A 25478-nucleotide genomic window follows, 5' to 3' on the forward strand; every position below is an offset into this window, starting at 1 on the left:
TCCAAATTAACAAAGAAAAGCCCCGTTCACGCTGGGCAGGGCGTTTAACCCACTCAGCCAGCCTTGTGGCGATGTATGGCGGCCCTGGTGGGCCGCCGTATTAGCGCGAGTATGCCGTTCTAAGCACCGCGTTAGCGGGTGCCTGCTGACATCCATTCTTCCATCATTTCGTCGTAAGGCACGGTGGTGCCCTGCGGCATTTCATCGTCAAGCTTTGGCTTGGGCGAGCCGTCTTCATCCAGCCATTCCTGCGGGTCGCGCTCGTCGTTGAGCACTGGCGCGTAGCTGTCGAATACGTTGGCACGGGCCAGGCGGCTCATGGTGTTGTCCATGTCTTCGGCCAGCTTATCCAAGCCTTCCTGTGGCGAGACTTCGCCGCTCATCACCGGTGCCAGGTTTTGCCACCATAGCGGAGCCATGCGCGGGTAGTCGGGCACGTTGGTGCCGGTAGGCGTCCAGTTGGACTCGTTGGGGCTGCGGTAGAACTCGACCAAACCGCCTAGCTTGGGTGCCATTTCGGTCATTTGATCCGAGAAAATATCCGACTCACGAATTGGCGTAAGGCCGTGCATCAGCTTTTCCAACGACGCGGTCTTGGATACGGTGAACTGAGCAAACAGCCAGGCAGCGGTGCGGCGGTCCTCAGGCGTTGAGTCAAAGAAGGTCCAGGCACCTACGTCCTGATAACCGACTTTCATGCCGTCTTCCCAGTACGGGCCAGTGGGCGAGGGAGCCATGCGCCACAGCGGGTTGCCTTCGTCATCGGTGACGGCCACTTCCGGGTCGGTCATGTCGGCGGTGAAGGCGGTGTACCAGAAAATCTGCTGGGCAATATGGCCTTGAGCAGGCACGGGGCCAGCCTCGCCAAACGTCATGCCCTGGGCTTCTTCTGGGGCGTAATCGGCTAGCCAGTCAACCGCTTTTTGCATGGCAAACACGGAAGCCGGCGAGTTGGTGGCGCCGCCACGGCTTACGCTTGCGCCGACCGGCTGGCTGTCTTCGTTAACACGAATACCCCAGTCATCAACCGGGTTGCCAAACGGCACGCCTTTGCTGCCCATACCGGCCATGGAGAGCCAGGAGTCGTGGAAACGCCAGCCTAGCGAGGGGTCGCGGCGGCCGTAGTCCATGTGGCCATAGACTTTCTCACCGTCGATTTCGCCAACGTGCTCGGTGAAGAACTCGGCAATATCCTCGTAGGCGGTCCAGTTAGTCGGCACGCCCAGGTCATAGCCGTAAATCTCGCGGAACTGCTCCTGGAAGTCTTCGCGTTCAAACCAGTCATGGCGGAACCAGTAAAGGTTGGCAAACTGCTGAGTGGGCAGCTGGTAAATATTGCCGTCCGGTCCGGTGCCGTACTGCAGGCCGATAAAGTCGTCAAGATCCAGTGTGGGCAGAGTGTAGTCGGCCCACTCGTTTTCCATGGCGTCAGACAGGTTGATCGTGGTGCCGTAGCGAATGTGCGTGCCGATGGAATCAGTATCGTTGACGAAGCCGTCATAGATGCTGTTCCCCGACTGCATCTGGTTTTGCATGGTATCGACCACGTCACCTTCACCGATGATGTTGTGGGTGACATTGATACCAGTGAGTTCGGTGAACGCCTCTGCCAAGACTTCGCTTTCGTAGACGTGGGTGGTTAAGCCCTCGGCGACGGTTTCAATGTCCATGTCGCGAAACGGCTCGGCGGCTTTGGCAAACCACATCAGCTCTTCGATCTTTTCCTCTCGGCTTAGTGTCGAGTCTTGGAAATGCTCATCGACCAGCCGTTCGGCAATGGCGCGCGCATCACTGTCATCCGCCGACAGCGTGGCGGATGCCAGCAGCAGGCTAGCGGCGAGGGTGGTGAGTTTGAAATTGTTATGTCGCATGTTGACCTCGTTGTGTTGTGATCTTCCCTAATGACGGAACCGTCCATGAAACCGCTACTTTGATTAGCGCCGGTTAGCCCCAGCGCATTAGCACCAACAGCCAGACAAACGATGCCGCCAGTGCCAACCAAATCGATAAAGAGGTGTAGCCAATTACTCCCAGGTGAATAAACGCGGCCGAGAGCAGACCAATAAACAGCCGGTCGCCGCGGGTTGTGCTAATCGGCAAAAAGCCCTTTCGCTCTATGGTGGGCGAGACAACTTCCCATACCGTCATCCCGGCCAGCATGGCCGCAATGGCGGAAAAGAAAATTGCCGTGGGCACTGTCCATACCATCCAAGACATACATCACCTCCTTAGGTACGACCCAGGGCAAAGCCCTTGGCGATATGGTTGCGAACGAAGTAGACCACCAGAATGCCGGGCAAAATGGTCAGCACACCGGCGGCGGCAAGCGTGCCCCAGTCGATCCCTGATGCAGTGGACGTGCGCGTCATGATCATGCCAATCGGTTGGGCACTGGTGGCGGTGAGCGTGCGGGCCAGCAGCAGCTCCACCCACGAGAACATAAACAAGAAGAACAGTGTGACGCCGATGCCCGAGCGGATCATGGGAATGAAAATCTTGATAAAAAAGCGCGGAAAGCTGTAGCCGTCGATATACGCCGTTTCATCGATCTCTTTTGGCACGCTGCTCATAAAGCCTTCCAGAATCCAAATGGCCAGCGGAATATTGAACAGGCAGTGGGCCAGCGCGACGGCAATATGCGTATCGAACAGCCCCACCGAGTAATACAGCTGAAAGTAGGGCAGCAAGAACACCGCAGGCGGTGCCATCAGGTTGGTTAACAGCCAGAAGAACAAATGCTTATCGCCGATAAAGCTGTAGCGGCTAAACGCATAAGCGGCAGGTAGCGCCACGCAAATGGTGATCAGCATGTTCATCAGCACGTAGGCGATCGAGTTGACATAACCCATATACCAGCTTGAGTTGGTAAAGATGCCAATATAGTTATCCAGCGTGATGTTCTCTGGCCATAGCGTCATGGAGCCTAATATCTCGCTGTTGGTTTGCAGCGACATATTGAGCAGCCAGTAAATCGGCAAAATCATTAAAAACAGATACAGCCCCAGCAGCACGCGGGAGCGCAGCCGACTGCGTGCGTTACGCTTGCGCCGTTTGGCAGGTGTCGTGCGGCTAAAAATCGTGTTGTACTTTTCGCCCTGCTGGGTATTTTCGAGTTGATAGCTCATGTCACGCGCCTCCCTGAGGATGTTTGTCTTTTTGCATGTGCATGATGGCGGTATAGAACACCCAGCTCACGAGCAGAATGACCAGGAAGTAGATGATCGAAAACGCCGCCGACGGCCCAAGGTCCTGCTGGCCGATAGCCATCGTGGCAAGCGACTGGCTTAAGAACGTGGTCGAACTGCCCGGCCCACCGCCGGTCAGCACGAACGGCTCGGCGTAAATCATGAACGAGTGCATAAAGCGCAGCAGTACGGCAATCACCAGCACATTGGTCAGCTTGGGCAGTTGGATGTAGCGAAACACCGCCCATTTGGAGGCTCGGTCAATGCGTGCTGCCTGGTAGTAGGCTTCGGGGATGGAGCGCAGACCGCTGTAGCAAAGCATGGCGACCAACGGCGTCCAGTGCCATACGTCCATTAATATGATGGTGATCCAGGCATCTGATGCGTCGCGGGTAATATTGTAGTCCACGCCTAATTGGCGTAAGCCCCAGCCCATCAGGCCAATATCGCCGCGGGTGAAGATTTGCCAAATGCTGCCGACCACGTTCCAGGGAATCAGCAGCGGTAGGGTAATCAAAATCAACACCGCCGAGGCCTGCCAGCCGCGTTTGGGCATAATCAGCGCAATGCCGATACCCAAAGGCACCTGAATGGCGAGAATCGTGAGCGAAAAGATCATTTGGCGGACAAACGCGACTTGCAGCTCAGGGTCGTTGAGCATGCTTTTAAACCATTCGGTGCCAGTAAAGAACCGGGCGTTGGCACCCAGCACGTCCTGAACCGAATAGTTGACGACCGTCATCAGCGGTACAATGGCGGAAAACGCCACCAACACCAGCATGGGAAGCACGAGTAGCCAGGCGCGGTTATTACGTATTTTATTCATGGTCTACCTCAACTCGGTACTCATCGACGTAAAGGCTTAGTTTGTCGTCTGGAAAGCGTACGTGAACCGTCTCACCCAGCGGCGGATGGTCCTCGGAAAGCCGCGCTTTGAACGTCTGTTGATTTAGCGAAAAGGTCAGAATGGCGTAGGTGCCAAGGTCTTGAACGTGCTGATTGTGCACCGCCAGGGTGTCGGGCTTGGCTGTCGCAAATACCTCGACAAATTCAGGCCGAATCCCAAGCTTTACGTTGTCGCTTTTAGCGCGACTCACTGCGCCCAGGTAGGCTGGGTTTAACGCAATGGCTTGGTCGCCAAAGTAGGCGGCGTGGTCTTGGTATCGCAGCGTGAAAAAGTTCATCCCAGGGCTGCCGATGAAGTAGCCCACAAAGGTGTGGGCGGGCGACTCAAATAACTCGCGGGGGGTGCCAAACTGCACCACCTGGCCTTCGTACATCACGGCGATTTTATCCGCGAAGGTAGACGCCTCTAGCTGGTCGTGGGTGACGTAAATCATGGTGATATTAAAGCGCTCGTGAATTTCCTTGAGCTTGCGCCGCAGCTTCCACTTTAACTGCGGGTCAATCACCGTGAGCGGCTCATCAAACAAAATCGCTGTCACGTCATCACGCACCAAGCCCCGGCCCATGGAAACCTTTTGTTTCTCGTCGGCGGTCAGGTTTTTGGCCTTGCGCGAGAGCAGCGGGGTCAGCTCTAGAATATCGGCAATTTCCAGTACCTTGGGCTTCACGCGATGCTCGGGGGTGTTCATGTTGCGCAGTGGAAACGCCAGATTATCGAACACCGTCATGGTGTCGTAGATCACTGGGAACTGAAAAACCTGGGCGATGTTGCGCTCCTCCGGCGGTAATTCGTTGACCAAGTGGCCGTCGAATAACACCTCGCCTTCGGAGGGGGCTATCAGTCCGGAAATAATATTCAAAAGCGTCGACTTACCGCACCCGGAAGGCCCCAGCAGTGCATACGCACCACCCTGGTGCCATGTATGTTGCATGTGGCGAATGGCGTAATCGGCCGCCGATTGCGGGGATTCGCTATAAGTGTGGGCAAGCGATTTAAGCTCGATCTCAGCCATGTGCAGCGCCCTCCATGAGATGCGTTGGGGTATGCACAATGCTGCCTTGCTGATCAAACACAAACAGCTTGTGAATCGGAAGGTGAACGTTGATAGCCTGATTCATACTCAACTCGTGAATGCCGACCAGGTGTAGCACCAGTGCAAAGTGCGGGTGGCGAACGTGTAAAAACGTTTCCGAGCCGCTGATTTCCGCCACATCGACGACGACTTCCAGGGCCAAGTCATCTTCCGCGCGGGGCGTGAGGCTCAAATGCGAGGCACGCACGCCAAACTGATAGTCGCCCGGTGGCAGCCGACGCAGGGCGTCGTCGCAAGCAAAGTGGGTGGTGCCATCGAAGGTGATTTGGTCATCTGTTAGCCGCCCGGGCAGAATGTTAATGGGCGGCTCGGAGAACATTTCAGCGCTTAACACACTGTTGGGTTCGCGGTAGGCCTGGTCAGTGGGGCCGTACTGCAACAGCCGGCCTTCGTGTAGCACTGCGGTATTGCCACCCAGCGCGAGCGCTTCATTGGGTTCGGTGGTGGCGTAAACGGCAATGCAGTTGCGCACTTTAAAAAGCTCACGCAGCTCATCGCGCAGTTCTTCGCGCAGTTTGTAATCCAGGTTAACCAGAGGTTCGTCGAACAAAATCACATCGGCATCTTTGACCAGCGCACGGCCCATGGCGGTGCGCTGCTGCTGGCCGCCGGAAAGCTCCTGCGGGTAGCGCTTAAGCAGATGCTCGATATGCAGCATTTCGGCAATTTCGCCCACGCGCTTATCAATCTCATGCGCCGGGTGTTTGGCCAGAATGAGCGGCGAGGCGATATTGTCGTAGACCGTTAAGCTGGGGTAGTTAATAAACTGCTGATACACCATAGAGACGTTACGGTGACGTACTGAAACGCCGGTAACGTCTTTGCCGTCCATCAGAATGCGCCCTTTGGTGGGCGCTTCAAGCCCAGCCATTAAGCGCATCAGGGTAGTTTTACCCGCCAATGTTCTGCCCAGCAGCACATTGAATGAGCCTGGCTCAAGCGCTAGGTCAACGTCGCGGATATAGGGAACACCACCCACAGTGTGTTCGATATTTTGCAAGTGTAGGGACATGCCAATCTCGCTAGCGTCGTTGTTATTGGAAAATCTAGCTTTCGTTTACGAAATTCTAGTTGATCGATTTCGAACATGCAACGCCTTTTATGTGCCGTTGGTAAGTCATTTGCGCATAAAAATCGAAAATTAAACGAAAGTATAGGCCCAAAAAAACCGGCCTCGCGGGCCGGTTATAAGTTGCAAGACTGCGCAAGCCGCTATTTGACGCTGGTTTCCGCCTTGTCGGCTTTGTTGTCAGCCGCGGGCTTAGCGTTATGGTCGATTAGCGTCGACTTATTCTTGGCAAAAGCGTCGTAGGCAAAATCATCCACAGTGAGCATTTCAAGCACTTCAGCCTCGAATTCGCGCATAAACTGAGCATCCTCTTCGCTAATCAGCGCTTTCTCTAGCGCCGCTTCGACACGTGCTTCAGGATGTAGCGCCGTTTGCGGAAGTTCACCTTTGGCGTAGGCTTTGTTGACCGTGCGATAAAGGGCTTCTGCGCGGTCATAGTCCACCAGCAGTGCGTTGTAGCGCGCTAACGGGTTGGGCTGCTCGCCGTCGTCCTTATCCCAGGTGTTTTCCAGCAGTTTGCTGCGCAATGCGCTGTGCGTCGAAACACGCTGGGCGATATCCCGTGCAAAGTCGTCATGGGGCTTGTCCCAGCGACGACCTGTTGGCATGACGATCACTTTAAGTGTTTTGCCCAGTGCGCGATTGGGTAGATTATCGAAAATCTCGACAAAAGCTTGCTCAGCACGCTGGAGCAGGAAGCGGCAACTGTAGTGCAGTAGGGCTTCTTCGCCTTCTACCTTAGTGCCCGACTGCCACTGCTTAAGCACCATGGAAGCGAGGTAAAGATTGGAAAGCACATCGCCTAAGCGTGCGGAAAGCATTTCGCGCTTTTTCAAAGCCGAGCCAAGGCTTGCCATGGCAGCATCGGCGCATAGGCCAAAGCCGGCTGAGAGACGCGCGATGTCCTGGGCATAGACAGTGGCGGGGCCATCGAACGGCACGTTGGGTTTGCCAATGCCGAAGCCTAGCGTGAAGGCGCGCGCCGCGTTGCCAAAGATCAAGCCGGCGTGGCTAAAGAACGCCTTGTCGAACGCTTTGATATCATTGGCGTCTTTGGCAGCCAGCTCTTCGAGCACGTAGGGATGGCAGCGAATTGCGCCCTGACCAAAGATCATCAAATTGCGGGTCATGATGTTGGCGCCTTCCACGGTGATTGCCACCGGGTTGGCGCTGTAGCCTATCCCTAAGTAGTTGCGCGGGCCAAGCGTGACCGCCTTGCCACCGTGTACGTCCATGGCGTCGGCCAGAATGTCGCGCTGGAATTCGGTCAGCTGGCTTTTCAGGATCGCCGAGGGGACCGCTGGCTTTTCGCCATGATCGATCAGATTGGCGGTTTGATACACCGTCGCCTGAGCGATGTAGCCCAGCGCTGCCATGCGCGCCAGGGGTTCCTGAACGCCTTCCATTTCCGCCACGGGGACGTTGAACTGGCGACGCACGCGAGTAAAGCCCCCGCTCCAGCCCAGTGCATAGCGCGCCGTGCCGGTGGCACCCGAGGGCAGGGTGATGCAGCGGCCGATGGAAAGACACTCAACCAGCATGCGCCATCCTTGGCCGATCATATCCGGGCCACCGATAATGGTATCCAGCGGCACAAAAACATCGTTGCCGATAATCGGGCCGTTCATAAACGGGCTGCCAATCGGGTGGTGACGGCGGCCAATGTCCATGCCGTCGGTATCGCGGGGAATCAACGCCAGCGTAATACCGCGGTCTTCTTCATCGCCGAGCAGGTTGTCTGGGTCAAACAGACGAAACGCAAGTCCGACCACGGTGGCAATGGGTGCCAGGGTGATCCAGCGTTTTTCAAAGTTAAGCCGCAGGCCTAAGACTTCTTTGCCGTCGACCATCTGCTTGCACACCACACCGGTATCCGGCAGCGAGGTGGCGTCTGAACCAGCACGCGGGCCCGTCAAGCCAAAGCAGGGGATTTCACGGCCATCGGATAAGCGCGGCAGGTAGTGATCTTTTTGCTCTTGCGTACCGTACTTGAGCAGTAGTTCGCCTGGGCCTAGCGAGTTGGGGACGCCGACGGTGACCATTAGCGTCTCGTTGGCTGATAACTTTTGTAGCACCATCGACTGTGCTTTGGCAGAGAAACCCAGCCCACCGTACTCCTTCGGAATAATCATGCCGAAGAAGCCTTCTTTTTTCAGGTAATCCCACAGCTGCTGGGGTAAATCTGCGCGCTCAATGGTGATGTCCCAGGCGTTACACATGCCAGCGGCTTTAGCGCACTGGTTGTCTAGGAAGGCTTGCTCATCTTCACGCAGACCGTCGTCTTTATAGTTGAGCAGCTTGTTCCACTGGGGCTTGCCGGAAAACAGCTCGCCGTCCCAAGCGACGGTGCCCGCTTCCAGGGCGGTGCGCTCCGTATCGGAAACCTTGGGCGCGACTTTTTTGAACATCGCAAACACCCGTGGGGTGAGCCATTGGCGGCGCAATGCGGGTAAGCCCGCTACTGCTACAGCGGCAGCGCCCAATAGAAGCAGTACGCCGATAACACTGGCATCTACCAGTAGGCCAACCAGGCCAAGTACGCCAAGCACGGCTAGGGCTGCTGGCGCGCCCGCCTCGCGGCGCATCACCACAAGCAGGCCGATAATGGCCAGCACAATCAGTAGTAGGGTGAGCATAAAGCCTCTCCATGTTAGGGGTAGTGCGGTATGATTCGTTTACATATTTAAACGGATGTTTGAATATTGGCAGACCTGTGCCATCCAGTGCAAGTATTTCGGTGCCTTTTTGCGGGTATAAAAAAACGCCGCAGCGAGGCTGCGACGTTTTAGAGTTTTACCCTCAGGGCTTGGTTCAGTGTTGTTTGGCAGGGGCACCGTTGGCAACGTAATAATCGACGTCAGCACGGGGCAGCGGCTCGCGCCCACGGATTCGGTCGGCGATTTTTTCCGCCAACATAATAGTGGGTGCGTTGAGGTTGCCGGTGGGGATGACAGGGAATAATGATGCGTCAACGACGCGCAGACCCTCGAGTCCATGTACTCGCCCTTGGCCGTCAGTCACTGCCATTATGTCATCGCCCATCCGGCAGCTGCCGCAGGGGTGGTAGGCCGTTTCCGCGTGCTGTTTGACGAACTTGTCCAGCTCTTCGTCGCTTTGCACGTTTGGGCCTGGTGCAATCTCGCGGCCACGGTATGGGTCAAACGCCGGTTGGGCGATGATATCGCGCGTCAAGCGAATGGCGTCGCGGAATTCTTGCCAGTCTTTGTCTTTCACCATGTAGTTAAACAAAATACTGGGCGCTGCGTGGGGATCTTTTGATGTCAGTCGGATACGCCCACGGCTTTCCGAACGCATGGACCCAACGTGGGCCTGAAAGCCGTGGGCCTGTACCGCACTTTTGCCGTTATAGCTGATGGCGATGGGCAAAAAGTGGTACTGGAGGTTGGGCCATTCTTCTTCATCGCGGCTGCGAATGAAACCACAGGATTCAAACTGGTTGCTGGCACCTACGCCAGTGCCTTTGAACAGCCACTCGGCGCCTATCTTGGGCTGGTTGTACCATTTGAGCGCCGGGTAGAGTGAAATAGGCTCTTTGCACTCGTACTGGATGTACATTTCCAGGTGATCCTGGAGATTTTCACCCACCCCGGGCAGGTCGTGCACGACGGGGATATCCAGTTCGCGGAGCAGCTCGGGATCACCAACGCCTGAACGCTGAAGAATTTGCGGTGAGGCAATGGCACCACCGCAGAGCAGCACTTCACGGCGAGCGTAGGCCTGCTGTTTTTCGCCTTTCTTTTCGTAACGAACGCCTACCGCACGCTTGCCTTCAAACTCGATTACATCGGTTACCGCGTGGGTTTCGATGGTCAGGTTTTCGCGCTGCTTGGCAGTATCCAGGTAGCCACGGGCAGTTGACGCACGCCGACCGTTGGGCGTCACGAAGCGGTCCATGGGGCCAAAGCCCTCCTGCTGGTAGCCATTGACGTCCTCGGTTTCCGGGTAACCTGCCTGCTTGCCGGCTTCGATAAAGGTGCGATACAGCGGGTTATTGCCAGCTTTTGGCGTAGTTACACTCACCGGACCGTCACCGCCGTGGTAATCGTTTGGCCCGATGTCGCGGGTTTCGCTTTTCTTGAAGTAGGGCAGACAGCTTAGGTAGTCCCAGTCTTCAAGACCCGGCTGCTTGGCCCAGTGGTCATAATCCAGCGCGTTGCCGCGGATATAGCACATGCCATTGATCAGCGAAGAGCCACCCAGACCCTTGCCGCGACCGCATTCCATACGGCGGCCGTCCATATGCGGTTCCGGGTCGGTTTCAAACGCCCAGTTATAGCGCTTGCCCTGCAGCGGATAGGCCAGTGCAGCAGGCATTTGGGTGCGAAAATCAAAGCGATAATCCGGCCCTCCGGCTTCGAGCAGCAGGACGCTCACGGCGCTGTCTTCGGTGAGCCGAGTCGCGAGCACATTGCCCGCCGAGCCTGCACCGATAATGATGTAATCAAATTCGCGTGGTTGAGACATCAGTGTTTCTCTCATCAAGATGGTAATCAGCTAAGTGTTTGAGAGTGTTGATTCAGGAGTTAAAACACTGACTCAAACGGCCCCATCTCGATCTGTACTGACTTGGTCTGGGTATAGTGATTTAGCGTCTCAACCCCGTTTTCGCGACCAATGCCTGACTCTTTGTAGCCGCCTACCGGCATTTCGGACGGAGATTCACCCCAGGTGTTGACCCAGCAGATCCCCGCTTCCAGCTGATGAATCACGCGGTGCGCACGGTTCAGGCTTTCGCTGAAGACACCGGCGGCCAGACCATACTTGGTATCGTTGGCGCGGCGAATGACTTCCGCTTCGTCATCAAAGGCGAGCACTGACATCACCGGGCCGAAGATTTCTTCGCGAACGATGCGCATGTCGTCGGTGCAATCGGTGAACACGGTGGGTGCAGCCCACGCGCCATTAGCGTAGCTGCCAGTGTTCCAGTTATCGCCGCCTATTAGCACGCGTGCGCCTTGCTCTTTGCCAAGGGCAATATAAGACAGCACTTTTTCCTGGTGCTCAAAGCTGACCAGCGGGCCAAAGTTGACGTTTGGGTCCATGGGGTCGCCCGCTTTAATACGCTTCACGCGCTCCACCAGCTTGGCCTCAAAGGCCTCTTTGACGCCGCGCTCGACAAATACCCGCGTGCCATTGGTACAGATTTGGCCGCTGGAGTAGAAGTTGGCCATCATGGCCGCATCGGCGGCGCGGTCGAGGTCGGCATCGGCGAACACGATTAATGGTGACTTGCCGCCGAGCTCCATGGTCACATCTTTAAGTGTCGAGCCAGCGGCCGCTGACATCACCTTCTTACCGGTTCCCACTTCACCCGTAAATGATATTTTATCGATGCCTTCGTGCTCCGTTAGCATCGCGCCCACGCGGCCGTCACCCTGTACAACGTTGAAAACGCCATTGGGTAACCCGGCTTCGGTGAAAATTTCCGCAAGCTTCAGGGCCGTCAGCGGGGTGACCTCGCTGGGCTTAAAGACAATGGCATTACCTGCCGCTAGCGCAGGCGCCGCCTTCCAGCAGGCAATTTGAATCGGGTAGTTCCAGGCGCCAATCGCCCCAATCACTCCCAGTGGCTCGCGACGGGTGTACACAAACGAGCTATCACGCAGGGGTATCTGGCTGCCCTCAATAGCGGGGGCCAAGCCTGCGTAATACTCCAGTGCATCCGCGCCTGTGACAATATCGACGCTTGCGGTTTCGCTAATCGGCTTGCCGGTATTGCGGGTTTCTAGCTCAGCCAATTCGTCATTACGCTCACGCAGAAGCGCTACGGCGCGCAACAGAATGCGCGAGCGTTCCATACCAGTCATGGCAGCCCATTCACGCTGGCCACGCTTTGCGGCTTCAACCGCGCTGTCGACGTCGGCTTGGCTCGCTTGACCTACCGTTGCCAGCAGGCTGCCATCAAAAGGATTGGTGATGGTGAAGGTTTCGCCTGATGTGGCATCAACCGGGTGACCATTAATAAATAGGGGCTGTATGTCTTGAGCGGCCATGGTGGTCTCCTTAATTAGATTCGGCAATGGATGCCTGCTGTTGGCACCCATGGTGAGCAAGTAATTGGTCAAGATAGGTGTGGGCCAGGTAACGGGCCTCTTCAGCGTCTAAGCCTTCCGGCGCGAGCGCACCGCGAAGCCATAGACCGTCGATCATCGCGGCCAAACCCCGTGCTGCATTGCGGGCCTCTGGCCGGGGCATCACACGGCTAAACTGGTGGCATAAATTAGCGTAAAGGCGGCGGTCGTTTACGTACTGCAAGCGCAGCAACATGGGTTTGTGCATGCTGCTTGCCCAAAAGGCGAGCCAGGTTTTGGCAGCCGGCCCGGTGACCTGAGTGCGGTCGAAGTTACCTTCAATGATCGCCCCAATGTGCGCGCGGGGAGATTCATCTTCTAATGCGCAGCGGCGGACATAAACGGCGTGGTTTAAGTCCGTTAAGATTTGCCGCATGGTGGCTTCCAGTAGGCCATCCTTGCCACCAAAATAGTGGCTGATAATGCCTGCTGAAACCCCCGCATGGCGGGCGATTCGGATGACAGTGGCTTCTGCTAATCCGACCTCATCAATGGCCGCCATGGTGGCTTTGATCAACTGCTGGCGGCGTATTGGTTCCATTCCCACCTTAGGCACAGCTTTCACTCCTCACGTTGAATGCCTATTCATCCCCTCAACTTGAAAAACAGAGGTAGGCATGATTACCTAGATATAGTCGCATTTTTTTATTGAACGTTCAATCAATAAAAAGATGTTGCTTCTACCTGCCAAGGCGTAAACGTCGGGTGGGTGTTCGACAACTTGATTAAAAGGGGATACTGCATGAAGGGAACACGTTTAGGCATGATGGGCGCGATGGTCGTAACGGCGGGTCTGCCTTCCCTAGCGATGGCCAACGAGTGCAGCACCGTTCGCTTTGCTGAGGTAGGCTGGACCGATATTACTGCAACCACGGCGCTTGCCAGTGAAGTATTGGAAGGCATGGGTTATGAGACGCGTGTGGATACGGTATCGGTACCGATTGCCTATTCTGGCATGGAAAACGGTGACTTTGATGTCTTTCTAGGTAACTGGATGCCGTCGATGGCGTCTATCAGCGACCCCTATACCGAAAAAGGTAGCGTGGACCGATTGACCGCCAACCTTGAAGGCGCTAAATACACCCTCGCAGTCCCGCAGTATGTTTACGACGCGGGCGTTACCTCGGTTGAGGACTTGGCCGAGCATGCGGACAAGTTTGACAACGATTTGCATGGCATTGAAGCGGGTAACGACGGCAATGAGCTGATTCAACAAATGATCGATGACGATGCCTTCGACCTTGGCGATTGGGAAGTGGTTGATTCCAGTGAAGCCGGCATGTTGGCCGAGCTGAGTGCACGGGTGCCTGACGAAGAGTGGATGGTGTTCCTGGGTTGGGAACCACACCCCATGAACACTAACTTCGACATGGCTTATCTGGAAGGTGCAGGCGATTACTTTGGGCCGGACCTGGGTGGTGCCACGGTATATACCAATACGCGTGGCGGCTACGTTGAAGAGTGTCCCAACGTCGGTGAACTACTCGACAATATGACGTTCACGCTCGAGATGGAAAACCAGCTGATGGGCGAAATCATGGACGATGGGGAAGACCCCCGTGATGCAGCGCGTGCATATCTCAAGGAAAACGATGATCTGCTAGGCGAATGGTTAGCTGGCGTTGAAACCATCGATGGTGAGCCTGCTGAAGAAGCTGTGCGTAGTGCACTTCAATAAGCCTCAGTGATGGTTGAAGGCGGGCCGGTTCTCGGCTTGCCTTTTGCCGTTAAGGTAGGCACAATACGTCTCCGCTGATGTCGGAAAGGCTACGTAGCTCAGTTGGTTAGAGCACATCACTCATAATGATGGGGTCCCCTGTTCAAATCAGGGCGTAGCCACCACTCAGCGTAGGTAGACTCGTAAACGAGTCAGCCGTAATGGTGGCCCCTTAGGTCCTCCCGCAACGCTAAACTGCAAACCCCGCCAGGCCCGGAAGGGAGCAACGGTAGTGGTGGATGCGTGTGCCGGGATGTGGCTTTTGGGGCCGCCTCCATTTATACCCCGCTTTTTTCGTTAATCTCCCTTTTTGCGACCTGTGCCTGCATCCAAGGCAGTGACTCACTTCGCCTGCCTGTGGCTCAACAGGCTGTCTCTTCTGGCAATCGTTTAAGATTTCTCAAGTTCCGCCCATTTAGCTTTGTGCGTTAGGTCGCGTCACGATAAAGGTGGCAACGCCACAAAAGAAAACGGCCATTCCCGCCAGTAATAAGGGGCTTCCACCGCTTGCCCAAAGGGTAAACCAGCTGGTAACCAGTAAAAGTAATGCAATGATTTTAGCCCGTTTGGGGATTGCCCGCTGTTCGTGCCAAGCCTTTAGATAAGGGCCGTAGCGAGGGTGGTGGTATAACCAGTGGGCTAAACGAGGCGAACCCTTGGTGGCTGCCCATAAGGCCAGCAATAGAAACGGTGTGGTAGGCACAAGAGGTAAGACAATCCCCGCTACTCCCAGCCCGATGCACAGATAGGCTAGCCCGCACCAAGCTAACTGTGTCAGTCGCATTATGCCTCTGTGCCAGTATATTTAGCCCCTAGTATAAGTGACCCGTTCAGCATGGCAAATCCCACGCCAGCTTTGCTTACTGCCGCTGAGTGGGTAACGCTTTAGCGTGTGAACCGCGTTTAGACCCATCGCTCGATTTGTACCTGACTCAGCGGTACTTTGGAAATCCGGCCATCATGGCTGTTAGCGACTAGAGGCTTCTATGAAAAAAACGCTCGCGTTGCTGGGGCGGTGGATGGCGGTGTCAATCTTGCTGCTGGGGGTGCTGTTGGCTGGGCCGGTATGGATGTTGGCCAGTGATCAGATCGTTACAGATGGGCATTGGTCGGCACTTGATCGCACTTCAGCGGATATTGCCCCGTCGCCAGAGGATGTCTCGGAAGCGGTCGTTCAGGTTTACGCTGCCCGCGCGTATAACTGGCGGGGTGCTTTTGGCGTGCATATCTGGATCGCCACTAAATCGCAAAATGCTGACCACTACCGGTTGCACCAAGTATTGAGCTGGCGTCGACCCACTGTAGTATCGTCGACTGATACACCGGACCGCTCTTGGTTTGGCAACCCGCCGGAATTGCTGGCAGATTATCGCGGTGAGCAAGCCCAGCAGATGATTCCCCAAATTGCCGATGCTGCGTCACGTTTCCCTTATGCCGACCTGTACCGAGTCTGGCCTGGCCCTAACAGCAATAGTTTTATCGCCTGGATTGCGCGTGAAGTGCCAAGCCTTAAGGTGGCGCTGCCCGTTACTGCTGTTGGCAAAGATTACTTGTTTGATGGGGTGGTTGCGCCGGTACCGAGCGGTACGGGTTACCAGCTGTCTTTAGGAGGCGTCGTTGGGTTACTGGTTGCGTTGGAGGAGGGTATAGAGGTGAACATTTTGGGGCTTGGAGTGGGCATTGATGTAATGCGCCCAGCGTTAAAGCTGCCTGGTATCGCTCGGTTGGGCATGCCAGCCAAGGTCATGGGAAATCGCCAGTAAACGGCAAAGCGTATTGCAAGGCTTGGTGACGAATTGCTGCCAGGATTACGCAGAGAAGGGAAAAATGATGTACTATGTCTGTAAATACATTAATTGCATTTTTGTTTTTACAGAATAGGTAATGAGCATGTCGATGCAAACGCTAACTGAACTGGCCTATAACAAATCTGCGGCGGCTGTTGGCTTGAAGGCGGCGGTGCGCATTTTGGACAAATGGCAGGCAACCGGCGAGCAAGGCGAGGCGATTTTGCGCGTATCGCACAGTACCTATGCCCGCGCTCGGCGCGGCGATTTGGCTGAGATCAAACTGGATAGCGACCAACTCACCCGGATCAGCTATTTGCTTAATATTCATGCGGCGTTACGCATGCTGTTCGAGAATCCAGATAATCTGTACGGGTTTGTCTCAATGGCCAATCACAACCCTTACTTTAATGGTCGCACGCCGCTTGAGGTGATTAGCAGCGGTGACTTTGCCGCGCTTTACGAAACGTTTAAGCGCATTGATAGCATGCGAGGTGCTCAGTGGTAGCACCGAGTGATCTGCCAGCATGTGCCACAAACCAGGTGGAAAGCTACCGCTTGATCCACAGCAAGTTTCCGCCGATTGGGCTATTTGACGATGTGGCAGACGCTGACGAATTTGAGGCGTTATATACGCTTCAGGCGTTAACCAATCCACGCCTGCGCAATGAAGTAGGCGACCTGGGGCTTTTGCCCGTCGATGAAATACCTTTCGGCATTCGCGGCTGTTCTTATGCGACTGCGCCCTTTACCCACGTGAACCCCAATGGCTCGCGTTTTAGCGATGGCAGCTTTGGCGTGCTGTATGTCGCCGATTCCCTCTCTGCCGCGATTGCTGAAGTCAAATACCATCAGCAAGCATATTGGCAGAAGGTGCCATCGCTGCACTTTGAGCGCTTTGTTTTTAGAGGGTTGAAGTGTGTGTTCGATGAAGGCGGCTGCCGTGATGCATTGACGTTAGCGCGAACCCATGCCATTTATCATCTGGATGCTTACCACGCGTCTCGGGAGTTGGGTGGTGAATTGCGCCGTTCGGCCAGTGTCGGGCTGCGGTATCACTCGGTGCGTTATGAGGGTGCGATCTGCTGGGCGCTGATGACACCTCAGTATGTAAGGGATGTGATTCAGACCACGCATCTGGAAATGATATGGAACGGTTCTATTGCTCAGGTTAACCGGCTTTCCGCGATACCCGTGCAGCAAAAATAGCGGCTTAGCTTATTTTTGCTGCTGCTTAGTGAAGCGCTGCATAATAGCGAGCGTTTCATCACTGACATGGTGCTCCATGCCCTCGGCATCAATGCGTGCAGTGGTATCGCGAACTCCCAGGGCGCGCAAGAAATGCAGCACAATGTCATGGCGCGCCCGAGAGGTTTCGGCCATTTTTTGGCCTTCCTCAGTCAGGAAAAGAGACCGATAGGGTCGGCTCGTCACCAGTCCCAGCTCATTTAAGCGTCGGATCATTTTTGACACGGTCGCCTGGCTAACCGCCATGCGGCTAGCGATGTCAGCCGCGCGTGCTTCGCCCCGATGGCGCAACAGGTCGCCAATCAATTCCACATAATCTTCGATAAGCTCGGTTTCGTGGGCGTTGCGCACGGTTTCGTACTGCTGCGCATGCTGCTCTACAGGCGGCAGTGCATCGCCACTCAGGCGTGAAGTAGGCGGCAACGGTTGGTGTTCGTGATCGCTCATATTGGCTATATAGGTTGGCTATCAGAGTGAGTAAAAACGTTGATTAGCATGGTAGCGTATTTTTTGGAATAATTGTTAGCCAAGGCTAAACTATTTGCATGATGCTTTTTAAGTGAGCTAAAGTTGTGTTTAACACGATCCTATCACAGTGGAGAGTCATTATGCGCCAACGAGATAAGAGGCTGACGTTCTGCATACCCCTGGTATTTACCGCAACCGTGGCCAGTGCTCAGGCGGATCAAGACGCGTCGCCTCTCAAGGTGGCTGTCACCTTTTCGGTATTGGGTGACCTGGTTGAGCAAGTGGCGGGGGATAGTGCCGAGGTATCTGTGCTGACCCCGATTAATGCCGAGGTACACGAGTGGGAGTTAACGCCTGACAACTTTGCCGCCCTGGAAGACGCTGATGTGGTGTTTTACAACGGCTATCAGCTAGAGCAATGGATGTCGCAAGTCAATGCCACGGTGGATGACGATACCCCTGTCGTGGCGGTGGCCGAGGCGTCGGGCTACCCGACTCAGACCATCGTCACCGGTGATATGGAAGGCGATGTCGATCCCCATCTGTGGATGGACCCGCGCGCGGCGGTAGCCTACGTGAAGGCGATTGCCGATCAGCTTGAAGACGCGCTACCTGACCAGGCAGACGACATTCAGCGCCGTGCTGAAAAGACTGAAGCATCACTCGATGATCTGCATGTTGAGCTACAAGAAACTCTTTCCTCAATACCTGAAGAGCGTCGTGTGCTGCTTTCCAGCGAAGCTGCGTTTCTTTACTTCGCCGATGCTTACGATTTCGAACACGATGGCATCTGGGGCACCAACGCTGAAACGGAAGGCTCACCGCGCCAGCTAATGCGGGTCATCGACATGATTAATGAGCGAAAGCCAGCCGCCTTGTTCTGGGAAAGCACCATTTCTGATCGACATGTCACCAGCGTGGCGAATGATACGAACCTGCCTGTGGCCGGCCCTCTGTATGTCGATTCGCTGAGCGAGCCCGATGGCGATGCGCCCGATTATTTCGCCATGCTGCGCCACAACGCTGAGCTTTTGCGTGATCATTTGGCAAGCGAGTAATCCGTCATGTCCCTAAACCCTGACACATCCACCGCCGCCATTGAGATTGAAGGTCTGTATGCGGCTTATCAGCGCAAGCCGGTGCTGGAAAATATCGACCTGGTGTTTCCGGCCGGTCAGTGGACCACCATTGTGGGTCCTAATGGAGCGGGTAAATCGACGCTTTTCCATGTACTGACAGGCAGTATGAAACCTTTGCGTGGCCGGGTTCATGCCTTCGGTCAGCCTATTGCCGAGCACCGCCGAGCAGGTCAGATTGCCTATATGGCCCAGCGAGAGGCCATCGAATGGGACTTTCCCGTGTCAGTGTGGGAGACAGTAATGGGCGGCCGCTTCGGCCATATGCGCCAGGATGCTTGGTGGCGGCGTTGTCTGCCCGCGCGCTGGTATCACCCACGTCACAGTGAGGCCGTGCGCAATGCATTGACCGCTGTTGACATGCTGGCGTTTTCGGACCGGCCAATTGGCGCGCTTTCCGGCGGGCAGAAAAAACGTGTACTGCTAGCGCGAGCCCTCGCGCAGCAGGCCAAAATTTTGCTACTTGACGAGCCGCTTGCCGGCGTTGACCCGCCCAGCGAAAAGCTCATTTTAGATGTTCTATGCCGCGAACGGCAGGCAGGTAGCACCATTATTATGGTGACGCACGATATGCCAAGCGCGCGCCGTTATGCTGACCGTGTCGTGCTGATTAATCGAGTGATTCGTGGCGTGGGCCGCCCAGACGACATGCTTAGCGATACCAAGCTGGCGGCGTTGGCCGTCAGCGCTATTGATGCCTCGGCTGACGATAATGGATTAATATCCAGCTCACTTACCACCGCGACAGGTTAACCAGGAGGCGCTGCGACCATGGAAGTGCTAGATACCTTAAGCTCCGCGCTGGTGAACGGTCTGATGAGTGCCCTCATGGTGGTGGTCAATCTGCTGCCTGATACCTTGTCGGACGCCTTTCAGTACCGCTTTATGCAACGCGCGCTGTTGACCTCGGTCATGGTGGGGGCGATCTGCGGACTGCTGTCGTGCTACGTGGTGCTCAAGCGCTGGTCACTGCTGGGGGATGCCATTTCTCATGCGGTGCTGCCCGGCGTGGCGATTGCCTACCTGCTCGGCTGGCCGTTTTTTATCGGTGCGTTTATTACCGGCGCGCTGACCTCAATAGGCATAGGGGCTATCGAGCGCCATACACGCATTAAGTCGGATGCCGCGATGGGGCTGATGTTTACTGGCGCTTTTGCGTTGGGGATTGTGATCATCAGCAAGATCGCCTCCAGTACCCACCTGATGCACATCCTGTTTGGCAACGTGCTCGGCGTGCGCGAATCCGCGCTTGTGCTCACCCTTGTCGCCAGCGTTATCGCGCTGCTGGTGGTGTGGCTCTGCTTTCGGCCGCTACTGCTATACGCCTTCGACCCCCAGCAGGCGCAGGCGCTTGGCTTCAACACCAGCGTGATTCACTACGGGCTGATTCTGCTGTTGACGTTGACCATTGTGGCGAGCCTCGAAACCGTGGGCATCATCCTGGTGGTGGCGATGCTGATAACGCCCGGGGCCACCGCCCACCTGCTCACCGATCGGTTTCGTACTATGATGCTGATTTCGGTTGCTGTGGGCGTAAGTTCAGCGGTGATCGGGCTATGGCTCTCGGCCGCGCTGGATGTGGCTTCGGGCGGTACTATCGTGCTGGTCGCCACCGGCTGGTTCTTCGCGGCGCTGGTGTTTTCACCCAGGCACGGCGTGCTGGCCCGCCAATGGCGGCGCTGGCGCCTGGGCTGAATGGCGCCTTATGGCGTGGTGGGTGTCGCGGGCGACTGCAGACGTTCCCAGGTTTTTTCGGCGATACCGATGCCGGCGCCCGCCATCAGCAAATAGGTTTGATCCGCGCCGGCCTCCATCAAGGGGGCTTCTTCATCGGGATAGTTGATACCGGCAATGATCGTGCCTTTGAACCCCGCCTTGCGCAGCTGGCGGGTGGCAAATAGCTTGCTTTCGGTATTGGGCGTTGCCAGCACCACGGCGTCAAGGGCCTGAATATCCAGGTGCGACCAGAAAGAGACGTCTTCCACATCGGCATAGCGAACGTCGCGCTGAGAAGCGGCTACCTTGTTGGGATCGGAATCGACTCCCACCACCCGTAAATGGTTCTCGACAAAAAAATCGTAGGCGGCACTGCCGGTGCGGCCCATGCCGATGACCAACAGTGTTGCATCGCCCAGGGTGACGGGCTGCTCATCGGGATGGCGTAAATGACGCTCAAAGCGGGTCAGGCGCGCCTCAAAACGATCAAACAGGGCGTGGGCGACCCGGTTGAGTGGTGCGGAGATGATAAATGAAAGCGCCACGGTGAGTGCCAGCGGCACCAGCCAGTCTTCCAGCAGGCTGGCCGCCACGATCAGGCCGAACTCGCTGTAGGCGGTGAGGCTAAGGCCCCCCAGGAAAGCGCTGCGGGCGCGAACCTTGAAGACAATCAGCAGGGCAAAGAACAGTGCGGCTTTCAGTGGCAGCAGCAGCGACATGACACCAGCGAAGATCAGCGCGTTGGTGTCGGGCAGGCCCGACATGCCTATCTGCAGGAAAAAACTGATCAGCAGTATTTCCTTGAGCCCCCACAGCGCCTTGGACATTTCCTGGGCACGCGGATGTTTGGCCAGCAATAGCCCCATCACCAGGGCGCCCACCTCGCCGCTGAGCCCCACGATATCAAACCCCATGCCGCCGACGGCAATGGCCAGCACCGCCCCCATCAGCACCAGCATTTCATCGTGCTGGGCAATGCTCATCAGCCAGTAAAGCACCGGTCGGAGGAGCGGCAGGGCCAGGATCCAAAGTGCCCACCAGGAGGGAGACTGGCCGCTGTAAATGCTGATGGCGGCCAATGCCACGAGGTCCTGGATGATCAGGATGCCGATCGCCAGTCGCCCGTGCAGCGCTCGCAGTTCTCTTTTGCCCTCGAGCACCTTGGCAGCCAGTACTGTGCTGGAAAACGACAGCGCAATGGACAGCAGAATGGCGGTGTCGAGCGCCAGGCCCATAAAGACCACAAAGCCCGCAGTGAAAATAAAGGTAGTAATGCTGAGGTGGATAAAAGCGCCGCCCAGCACGGCGGGCTCGACGAGGTTTCTAAGGTTGAGTTTCAGGCCAATGGTGAATAGCAGCAGCAATACGCCGAGGTGTGCCAGATGCTCGAGCAATGGACCGGTCTCGGTCGGCAAACCCAGATAGGGACCAGCGAAATTAAGCGCAAACCCGGCCGTTAAAAAACCCACCAGAGGAGGTAGGCTGAGTTGGCGAGCGGCAATCCCGAAGATAAACGCAAACGATAAAATAATGACTTCAAACATGCACAGACCCTAGCGTATGGAACGGACGGGTTATTTTCTTACTCGCCAATGCTTTTGCATTTCAACAAAGGTGAATGACGCCGACCAGGTGATCAATACAAAACCGGTGAGTGCCAAGGTGCCATACAGGAAACGAATCGGGCCGGTGGCATAAACGTCCCCGTACCCTACCGTGGTATAGGTGACGGCCGCGAAGAAAATATGATCCAGCAGGTTGAAAGCGCTATAGCCGTTCAGCGCGCCGATGCCTTGCAGCTCGACCAGCCACCACCCCGTGAGGCCGAATAGCCAGATTTCGGCGATGTGTGTCATCAGTACACCGAACGCCATGCCCAGGATACGCTGACGGTGGGGTCTGTGTGACCGCTCTATCTGGCGGGAAATGATCCAGAGTGCTTCATAGTGCAGCAGAACCGCGAGCACGACAGCGACAGACGTGGTGATGACCACCACCACGTGTTCAGGGTACGGAATAGTCACGTCATGCAGGGCCCGTGGTTACTAATGCTGGTTTGAAACTTACTATCTCATGCGCGCGCTTATTTTAGAAGCTGCCGAACAGGGTGCCGAGAGTGATCACGCTGATCAGGGCGGTAATCGGCAACACGATGGTGACCATGGCCACGTGGCCATAGGACTGGCGATGGGTCAGCCCACAGATAGTCAGCAGGGTAATCACCGCCCCCGAGTGGGGGAGCGTGTCCATGCCACCGGCAGAAATCGTGGCCACACGGTGCATGAGCTCGGGGTCGATGCCAGCTTCCTGGGCCATCGTTAAGTATTCGCTGCCGAGTGTTTCCAGCGCGATGGACAGTCCACCGGAAGACGACCCCGTAATGCCCGCCAGTACGCTCATCGCCATGGCCTCGGAAATAAGCGGATTGCCTGGTGACACGTTAAGCACCGCATCGCGAATCAATGCAAAGCCGGCAAGGCTGGCAATTACCGCACCGTACCCGACCTCGGAGGCGGTGTTGAAAATCGGTAGCAGTGAGCCGAAGCAGCCGTTGTTCACCGTGCCTTTCAGGTTGGCCCAGCGTTTCCACTGGCTGATGATGAGCCAGGCCGATGCGCTCAGCAGGGCAATTAATATCGACCACAGGCCGGTTTGGCCACTGGGCGACACGTCTTCAAATTCATCGCTGATGAAGCTTAAATCAAGGGACGGGAAGACGCCGTAGGTAAGTAGGGCATTCAGGCCAATTACCATAGCCAAGGGAATCAGTGCGATGGCCATGGGCATCGAGGTGGCAGAGGCGTCAGTATTATCGGTGTCAGTCTGTTCGGCTTCGCGTTCGGTGTGATGGCCGTATCCTTCGCCTTTGGCGGCCGCCTGCTTCACCCGTGATTGCAGATAGGTAGTGCCTAACCCCAACATGATAAGCCCGGCGATAATGCCAAGACCGGGGGCTGCGAAGCTATTGGTTTCAAAGTAGGGAATGGGAATAGCGTTTTGAATCGCCGGGGTGCCAGGCAGGGCGGTCATCGTGAAGGTGAAAGAACCCAGCGCGATAGCGCCGGGAATTAACCGCTTTGGCGCGTTGGCGCGACGAAACAGTTCACGGCTGATCGGGTAAATGGCAAAGGCCACCACAAATAGCGAAACCCCACCGTAGGTAAGAATAGCGCAGGCGATGACCACCGTTAACACCACATGCTGGGTGCCTAGCTTGTTGACAATGCCGTTGGCGATTGCCTGGGCCGCGCCGGAGTCCGCCATGAGCTGGCCAAACAGAGCGCCCAACAAAAACAGCGGGAAAAACTGAATAACATAATCACCCAGCGCGCCCATAAAGGTGTCGGTGTAAATAGGCAGTAAGAACGCAACGTCACCAGAGAGCGTGACGGCGAGTGCGGCCATCAGAGGGGCTAGCAGTAAGACGCTAATCCCACGGTAAGCAAAGAAGATGAGCAGCATTAACGAAATAACGATAGCAAGTGTGCTCATGCGGGCTCCTGGGTAAAGTTTAATTTAGATAAACGCGAAGTAAGCGAACCGCGGATACTAGGCATTATGTTGCATGGCAGCAATAGGGGCATGACTAAAGTGGTAGTGGCGATAAAAAGTGTTATATGAGGCAAAAGTCACCTCATATAGGTGTTTTCTCTGATAAAATCCCGCGTTTTCTCGCTTACCACCTCACTGTCCTGCTTTAGGAAGATTGATGAACGCCGTAATTATTGCCGTACTTGTCATGGTCGCGCTCTCGCTAGCGCGGGTGTCGGTTGTGTTTGCGCTTATCTTGGGCGCGTTGGTAGGAGGGCTCGTGGGCGGGCTCTCGTTGGATCAAACGCTCGAAGCGTTTAATGAAGGCGTGGGCGGAGGCGCCCAGGTGGCGTTGGCGTACGCGACGTTGGGAGCTTTTGCCGTTGCGATTTCCCGCTCAGGGCTTCCGGACATGCTGGCTAACATCTTGATCAGAATGCTAGGCAAAGAAGCCAGCGCGCTTCACCAAAACCGGGTGAAGTGGGTGCTATTGGCCGCAGTGGTACTGGTCGCGATCATGTCGCAGAATGTGATCCCCGTACATATTGCCTTCATTCCGGTACTGATTCCGCCGCTTTTAGCTGTGATGAACCGCCTCCAGCTAGATCGCCGAGCAATGGCTTGTGCACTGACGTTCGGCTTAACCGCCCCCTATATGCTGCTGCCCGTTGGTTTTGGTGCTATTTTTCTCAACGATATTCTATTGGCCAATCTGAACAGTGCGGGGGAGCCGCTGGGGCTGGAGATTACGCGCGATATGCTACCGATGGCCATGGCCATTCCGGTCAGCGGGATGTTGCTTGGGTTGATCGTGGCGCTAACCGTCAGCTATCGCGGTCGTCGTGAGTATGCGGCCAAGCCATTGGCGAATATGTCTGCAGGGCATTCCGCCACGCCGAGCCAGCCACACGCGCTTGGCCTTGCGATGTCCGGTGTTGCCATTGTCGCCGCGCTGGGGCTTCAGCTTTATAGCGGCTCGATGATCCTGGGCGGTCTGGTGGGTATCGGCCTGCTGTCGTTGGGCGGCATCTTTAAATGGCGCGAGGCCGATGACTTGTTCACCAGCGGGATGCGCATGATGGCGCTGATTGGTTTTATCATGATTTCGGCGGCAGGCTTTGCGGAGGTCATGAAAACCACCGGCGATATCGACACACTCGTCTCCGGCGCTGTTGACCTGTTCGGTGATAATCGCGGCCTGGCCGCCCTGGTCATGTTGCTGGTTGGCTTGTTCATCACCCTGGGCATCGGCTCGTCGTTTTCGACGATTCCCATCATTGCCGCCATCTTTGTGCCGCTCGCCGTTCAGTTCGACTTCTCCCCCATGGCGACCGTGGTGCTGGTCGGTACCGCGGCGGCCTTGGGAGATGCGGGCTCGCCGGCATCCGACTCGACGCTTGGCCCAACCGCAGGGCTGAATGTGGATGGACAGCACGATCATATGTGGGACAGCGTGGTGCCGACCTTCCTGCACTACAACCTACCGCTGATCGGCTTCGGCTGGCTGGCGGCGATGACGCTTTAACCCT

23 protein-coding genes, 1 tRNA gene and 1 other RNA gene are annotated in these 25478 nt (G+C 56.0%); 10 read left to right on the top strand and 15 right to left on the bottom strand.

All coding sequences use genetic code 11. The features are described 5' to 3' along the window. Window positions 1–131 precede the first annotated feature (131 nt). From CPH17_RS02180 to betI, 10 genes are all read right to left on the bottom strand, one after another. Window positions 132–1871, bottom strand: a complete 1740-nt coding sequence (locus tag CPH17_RS02180; protein ID WP_074396552.1) for an ABC transporter substrate-binding protein — start codon at window positions 1869–1871, stop codon at window positions 132–134. 73 nt (window positions 1872–1944) lie between these two features. Continuing rightward, window positions 1945–2217, bottom strand: coding sequence for a DUF2160 domain-containing protein (locus tag CPH17_RS02185; protein WP_074396551.1), 273 nt, complete (start codon window positions 2215–2217; stop codon window positions 1945–1947). A gap of 11 nt (window positions 2218–2228) precedes the next feature. Next, window positions 2229–3125, bottom strand: coding sequence for a carbohydrate ABC transporter permease (locus CPH17_RS02190; protein ID WP_074396550.1), 897 nt, complete (start codon window positions 3123–3125; stop codon window positions 2229–2231). Between the two features lies 1 nt (window position 3126). After that, a complete protein-coding gene (locus CPH17_RS02195; RefSeq protein WP_074396549.1) occupies window positions 3127–4011 on the bottom strand; it encodes a carbohydrate ABC transporter permease in 885 nt (294 codons plus the stop codon). After that, complete coding sequence (locus CPH17_RS02200; RefSeq protein ID WP_074396548.1) at window positions 4004–5104, bottom strand: ABC transporter ATP-binding protein; 1101 nt, start codon at window positions 5102–5104, stop codon at window positions 4004–4006. The genes CPH17_RS02195 and CPH17_RS02200 overlap by 8 nt, the downstream gene beginning before the upstream one ends. Continuing rightward, complete coding sequence (locus tag CPH17_RS02205; RefSeq protein ID WP_096298131.1) at window positions 5097–6197, bottom strand: ABC transporter ATP-binding protein; 1101 nt, start codon at window positions 6195–6197, stop codon at window positions 5097–5099. Before CPH17_RS02205 ends, CPH17_RS02200 begins: the two co-directional genes overlap by 8 nt. Window positions 6198–6397: 200 nt before the next feature. Next, on the bottom strand, window positions 6398–8890 hold the full coding sequence (locus CPH17_RS02210) for an acyl-CoA dehydrogenase (protein ID WP_074396546.1): 2493 nt from the start codon (window positions 8888–8890) through the stop codon (window positions 6398–6400). A gap of 175 nt (window positions 8891–9065) precedes the next feature. Then, window positions 9066–10739, bottom strand: a complete 1674-nt coding sequence (betA, locus tag CPH17_RS02215; protein ID WP_096298133.1) for a choline dehydrogenase — start codon at window positions 10737–10739, stop codon at window positions 9066–9068. Between the two features lie 59 nt (window positions 10740–10798). Beyond that, window positions 10799–12268 carry a betaine-aldehyde dehydrogenase gene (gene betB / locus CPH17_RS02220; RefSeq protein ID WP_096298135.1) on the bottom strand — a complete coding sequence of 490 codons (1470 nt, stop codon included), beginning with the start codon at window positions 12266–12268 and terminating at the stop codon, window positions 10799–10801. A gap of 10 nt (window positions 12269–12278) precedes the next feature. Further along, on the bottom strand, window positions 12279–12887 hold the full coding sequence (betI, locus tag CPH17_RS02225) for a transcriptional regulator BetI (protein WP_096298137.1): 609 nt from the start codon (window positions 12885–12887) through the stop codon (window positions 12279–12281). 201 nt (window positions 12888–13088) lie between these two features. Here betI and CPH17_RS02230 point away from each other — a divergent pair, with 201 nt between their 5' ends. From CPH17_RS02230 to ffs, 3 genes are all read left to right on the top strand, one after another. Then, the gene (locus tag CPH17_RS02230; RefSeq protein WP_096298139.1) at window positions 13089–14024 is read left to right on the top strand and encodes a choline ABC transporter substrate-binding protein; all 936 of its coding nucleotides are present in this window, start codon (window positions 13089–13091) and stop codon (window positions 14022–14024) included. A gap of 87 nt (window positions 14025–14111) precedes the next feature. Next, a tRNA-Met gene (locus tag CPH17_RS02235) sits at window positions 14112–14188 on the top strand. Window positions 14189–14234: 46 nt separating this feature from the next. Next, an RNA gene (gene ffs / locus CPH17_RS02240) (signal recognition particle sRNA small type) lies at window positions 14235–14331 on the top strand. Window positions 14332–14478: 147 nt separating this feature from the next. On the opposite strand, the gene CPH17_RS02245 is transcribed toward ffs, so the two are convergent. Continuing rightward, on the bottom strand, window positions 14479–14847 hold the full coding sequence (locus CPH17_RS02245; protein WP_074396523.1) for a YbaN family protein: 369 nt from the start codon (window positions 14845–14847) through the stop codon (window positions 14479–14481). A gap of 202 nt (window positions 14848–15049) precedes the next feature. Between CPH17_RS02245 and CPH17_RS02250 the strand changes: the two genes are divergently transcribed. The 3 genes from CPH17_RS02250 (at window position 15050) to CPH17_RS02260 (ending at window position 17059) form a co-directional block, all read left to right on the top strand. Further along, window positions 15050–15826, top strand: a complete 777-nt coding sequence (locus CPH17_RS02250; protein ID WP_096298141.1) for a DUF3750 domain-containing protein — start codon at window positions 15050–15052, stop codon at window positions 15824–15826. Window positions 15827–15959: 133 nt separating this feature from the next. After that, window positions 15960–16358: an antitoxin Xre-like helix-turn-helix domain-containing protein gene (locus CPH17_RS02255; protein WP_096298143.1), complete on the top strand. Its 399-nt coding sequence runs from the start codon at window positions 15960–15962 to the stop codon at window positions 16356–16358. 50 nt (window positions 16359–16408) lie between these two features. Beyond that, on the top strand, window positions 16409–17059 hold the full coding sequence (locus CPH17_RS02260) for an RES family NAD+ phosphorylase (RefSeq protein WP_231898070.1): 651 nt from the start codon (window positions 16409–16411) through the stop codon (window positions 17057–17059). 9 nt (window positions 17060–17068) lie between these two features. Here the strand turns inward: CPH17_RS02260 and mntR are convergent, their stop codons facing one another. Next, window positions 17069–17545 carry a manganese-binding transcriptional regulator MntR gene (gene mntR / locus CPH17_RS02265; protein WP_096298147.1) on the bottom strand — a complete coding sequence of 159 codons (477 nt, stop codon included), beginning with the start codon at window positions 17543–17545 and terminating at the stop codon, window positions 17069–17071. A 161-nt stretch (window positions 17546–17706) separates the two neighbouring features. Between mntR and CPH17_RS02270 the strand changes: the two genes are divergently transcribed. The 3 genes from CPH17_RS02270 to CPH17_RS02280 are packed head-to-tail and all read left to right on the top strand — an operon-like array spanning window position 17707 to window position 20397. Further along, window positions 17707–18624: a metal ABC transporter substrate-binding protein gene (locus CPH17_RS02270; protein ID WP_074396518.1), complete on the top strand. Its 918-nt coding sequence runs from the start codon at window positions 17707–17709 to the stop codon at window positions 18622–18624. 6 nt (window positions 18625–18630) lie between these two features. After that, the gene (locus tag CPH17_RS02275) at window positions 18631–19455 is read left to right on the top strand and encodes a metal ABC transporter ATP-binding protein (protein WP_096298149.1); all 825 of its coding nucleotides are present in this window, start codon (window positions 18631–18633) and stop codon (window positions 19453–19455) included. An 18-nt stretch (window positions 19456–19473) separates the two neighbouring features. Next, a complete protein-coding gene (locus CPH17_RS02280; RefSeq protein WP_096298151.1) occupies window positions 19474–20397 on the top strand; it encodes a metal ABC transporter permease in 924 nt (307 codons plus the stop codon). An 8-nt stretch (window positions 20398–20405) separates the two neighbouring features. On the opposite strand, the gene CPH17_RS02285 is transcribed toward CPH17_RS02280, so the two are convergent. The 3 genes from CPH17_RS02285 to CPH17_RS02295 all read right to left on the bottom strand — a co-directional run bounded on the left by CPH17_RS02285 (window position 20406) and on the right by CPH17_RS02295 (window position 23910). After that, window positions 20406–21962, bottom strand: a complete 1557-nt coding sequence (locus CPH17_RS02285) for a cation:proton antiporter family protein (RefSeq protein ID WP_096298153.1) — start codon at window positions 21960–21962, stop codon at window positions 20406–20408. A 30-nt stretch (window positions 21963–21992) separates the two neighbouring features. Further along, window positions 21993–22442, bottom strand: a complete 450-nt coding sequence (locus CPH17_RS02290) for an ion channel (RefSeq protein WP_096298156.1) — start codon at window positions 22440–22442, stop codon at window positions 21993–21995. Between the two features lie 64 nt (window positions 22443–22506). Beyond that, a complete protein-coding gene (locus CPH17_RS02295; protein WP_096298158.1) occupies window positions 22507–23910 on the bottom strand; it encodes a GntP family permease in 1404 nt (467 codons plus the stop codon). Window positions 23911–24127: 217 nt separating this feature from the next. Here CPH17_RS02295 and CPH17_RS02300 point away from each other — a divergent pair, with 217 nt between their 5' ends. After that, complete coding sequence (locus tag CPH17_RS02300; RefSeq protein ID WP_096298160.1) at window positions 24128–25474, top strand: Na+/H+ antiporter family protein; 1347 nt, start codon at window positions 24128–24130, stop codon at window positions 25472–25474. The last annotated feature ends 4 nt before the right edge of the window (window positions 25475–25478 follow it).

It is taken from the genome of Halomonas sp. hl-4, from assembly GCF_900215475.1.
Lineage (GTDB): Bacteria > Pseudomonadota > Gammaproteobacteria > Pseudomonadales > Halomonadaceae > Vreelandella.

Excerpts from the sequence above, each read along its gene's own strand:
- CPH17_RS02180 (WP_074396552.1), bottom strand. The coding sequence starts at position 1,871 with ATGCGACATAACAATTTCAAACTCACCACCCTCGCCGCTAGCCTGCTG.
- CPH17_RS02185 (WP_074396551.1), bottom strand. The coding sequence starts at position 2,217 with ATGTCTTGGATGGTATGGACAGTGCCCACGGCAATTTTCTTTTCCGCC.
- CPH17_RS02190 (WP_074396550.1), bottom strand. The coding sequence starts at position 3,125 with ATGAGCTATCAACTCGAAAATACCCAGCAGGGCGAAAAGTACAACACG.
- CPH17_RS02195 (WP_074396549.1), bottom strand. The coding sequence starts at position 4,011 with ATGAATAAAATACGTAATAACCGCGCCTGGCTACTCGTGCTTCCCATG.
- CPH17_RS02200 (WP_074396548.1), bottom strand. The coding sequence starts at position 5,104 with ATGGCTGAGATCGAGCTTAAATCGCTTGCCCACACTTATAGCGAATCC.
- CPH17_RS02205 (WP_096298131.1), bottom strand. The coding sequence starts at position 6,197 with ATGTCCCTACACTTGCAAAATATCGAACACACTGTGGGTGGTGTTCCC.
- CPH17_RS02210 (WP_074396546.1), bottom strand. The coding sequence starts at position 8,890 with ATGCTCACCCTACTACTGATTGTGCTGGCCATTATCGGCCTGCTTGTG.
- betA (WP_096298133.1), bottom strand. The coding sequence starts at position 10,739 with ATGTCTCAACCACGCGAATTTGATTACATCATTATCGGTGCAGGCTCG.
- betB (WP_096298135.1), bottom strand. The coding sequence starts at position 12,268 with ATGGCCGCTCAAGACATACAGCCCCTATTTATTAATGGTCACCCGGTT.
- betI (WP_096298137.1), bottom strand. The coding sequence starts at position 12,887 with ATGGAACCAATACGCCGCCAGCAGTTGATCAAAGCCACCATGGCGGCC.
- CPH17_RS02230 (WP_096298139.1), top strand. The coding sequence starts at position 13,089 with ATGAAGGGAACACGTTTAGGCATGATGGGCGCGATGGTCGTAACGGCG.
- CPH17_RS02245 (WP_074396523.1), bottom strand. The coding sequence starts at position 14,847 with ATGCGACTGACACAGTTAGCTTGGTGCGGGCTAGCCTATCTGTGCATC.
- CPH17_RS02250 (WP_096298141.1), top strand. The coding sequence starts at position 15,050 with ATGAAAAAAACGCTCGCGTTGCTGGGGCGGTGGATGGCGGTGTCAATC.
- CPH17_RS02255 (WP_096298143.1), top strand. The coding sequence starts at position 15,960 with ATGCAAACGCTAACTGAACTGGCCTATAACAAATCTGCGGCGGCTGTT.
- mntR (WP_096298147.1), bottom strand. The coding sequence starts at position 17,545 with ATGAGCGATCACGAACACCAACCGTTGCCGCCTACTTCACGCCTGAGT.
- CPH17_RS02270 (WP_074396518.1), top strand. The coding sequence starts at position 17,707 with ATGCGCCAACGAGATAAGAGGCTGACGTTCTGCATACCCCTGGTATTT.
- CPH17_RS02275 (WP_096298149.1), top strand. The coding sequence starts at position 18,631 with ATGTCCCTAAACCCTGACACATCCACCGCCGCCATTGAGATTGAAGGT.
- CPH17_RS02280 (WP_096298151.1), top strand. The coding sequence starts at position 19,474 with ATGGAAGTGCTAGATACCTTAAGCTCCGCGCTGGTGAACGGTCTGATG.
- CPH17_RS02285 (WP_096298153.1), bottom strand. The coding sequence starts at position 21,962 with ATGTTTGAAGTCATTATTTTATCGTTTGCGTTTATCTTCGGGATTGCC.
- CPH17_RS02295 (WP_096298158.1), bottom strand. The coding sequence starts at position 23,910 with ATGAGCACACTTGCTATCGTTATTTCGTTAATGCTGCTCATCTTCTTT.
- CPH17_RS02300 (WP_096298160.1), top strand. The coding sequence starts at position 24,128 with ATGAACGCCGTAATTATTGCCGTACTTGTCATGGTCGCGCTCTCGCTA.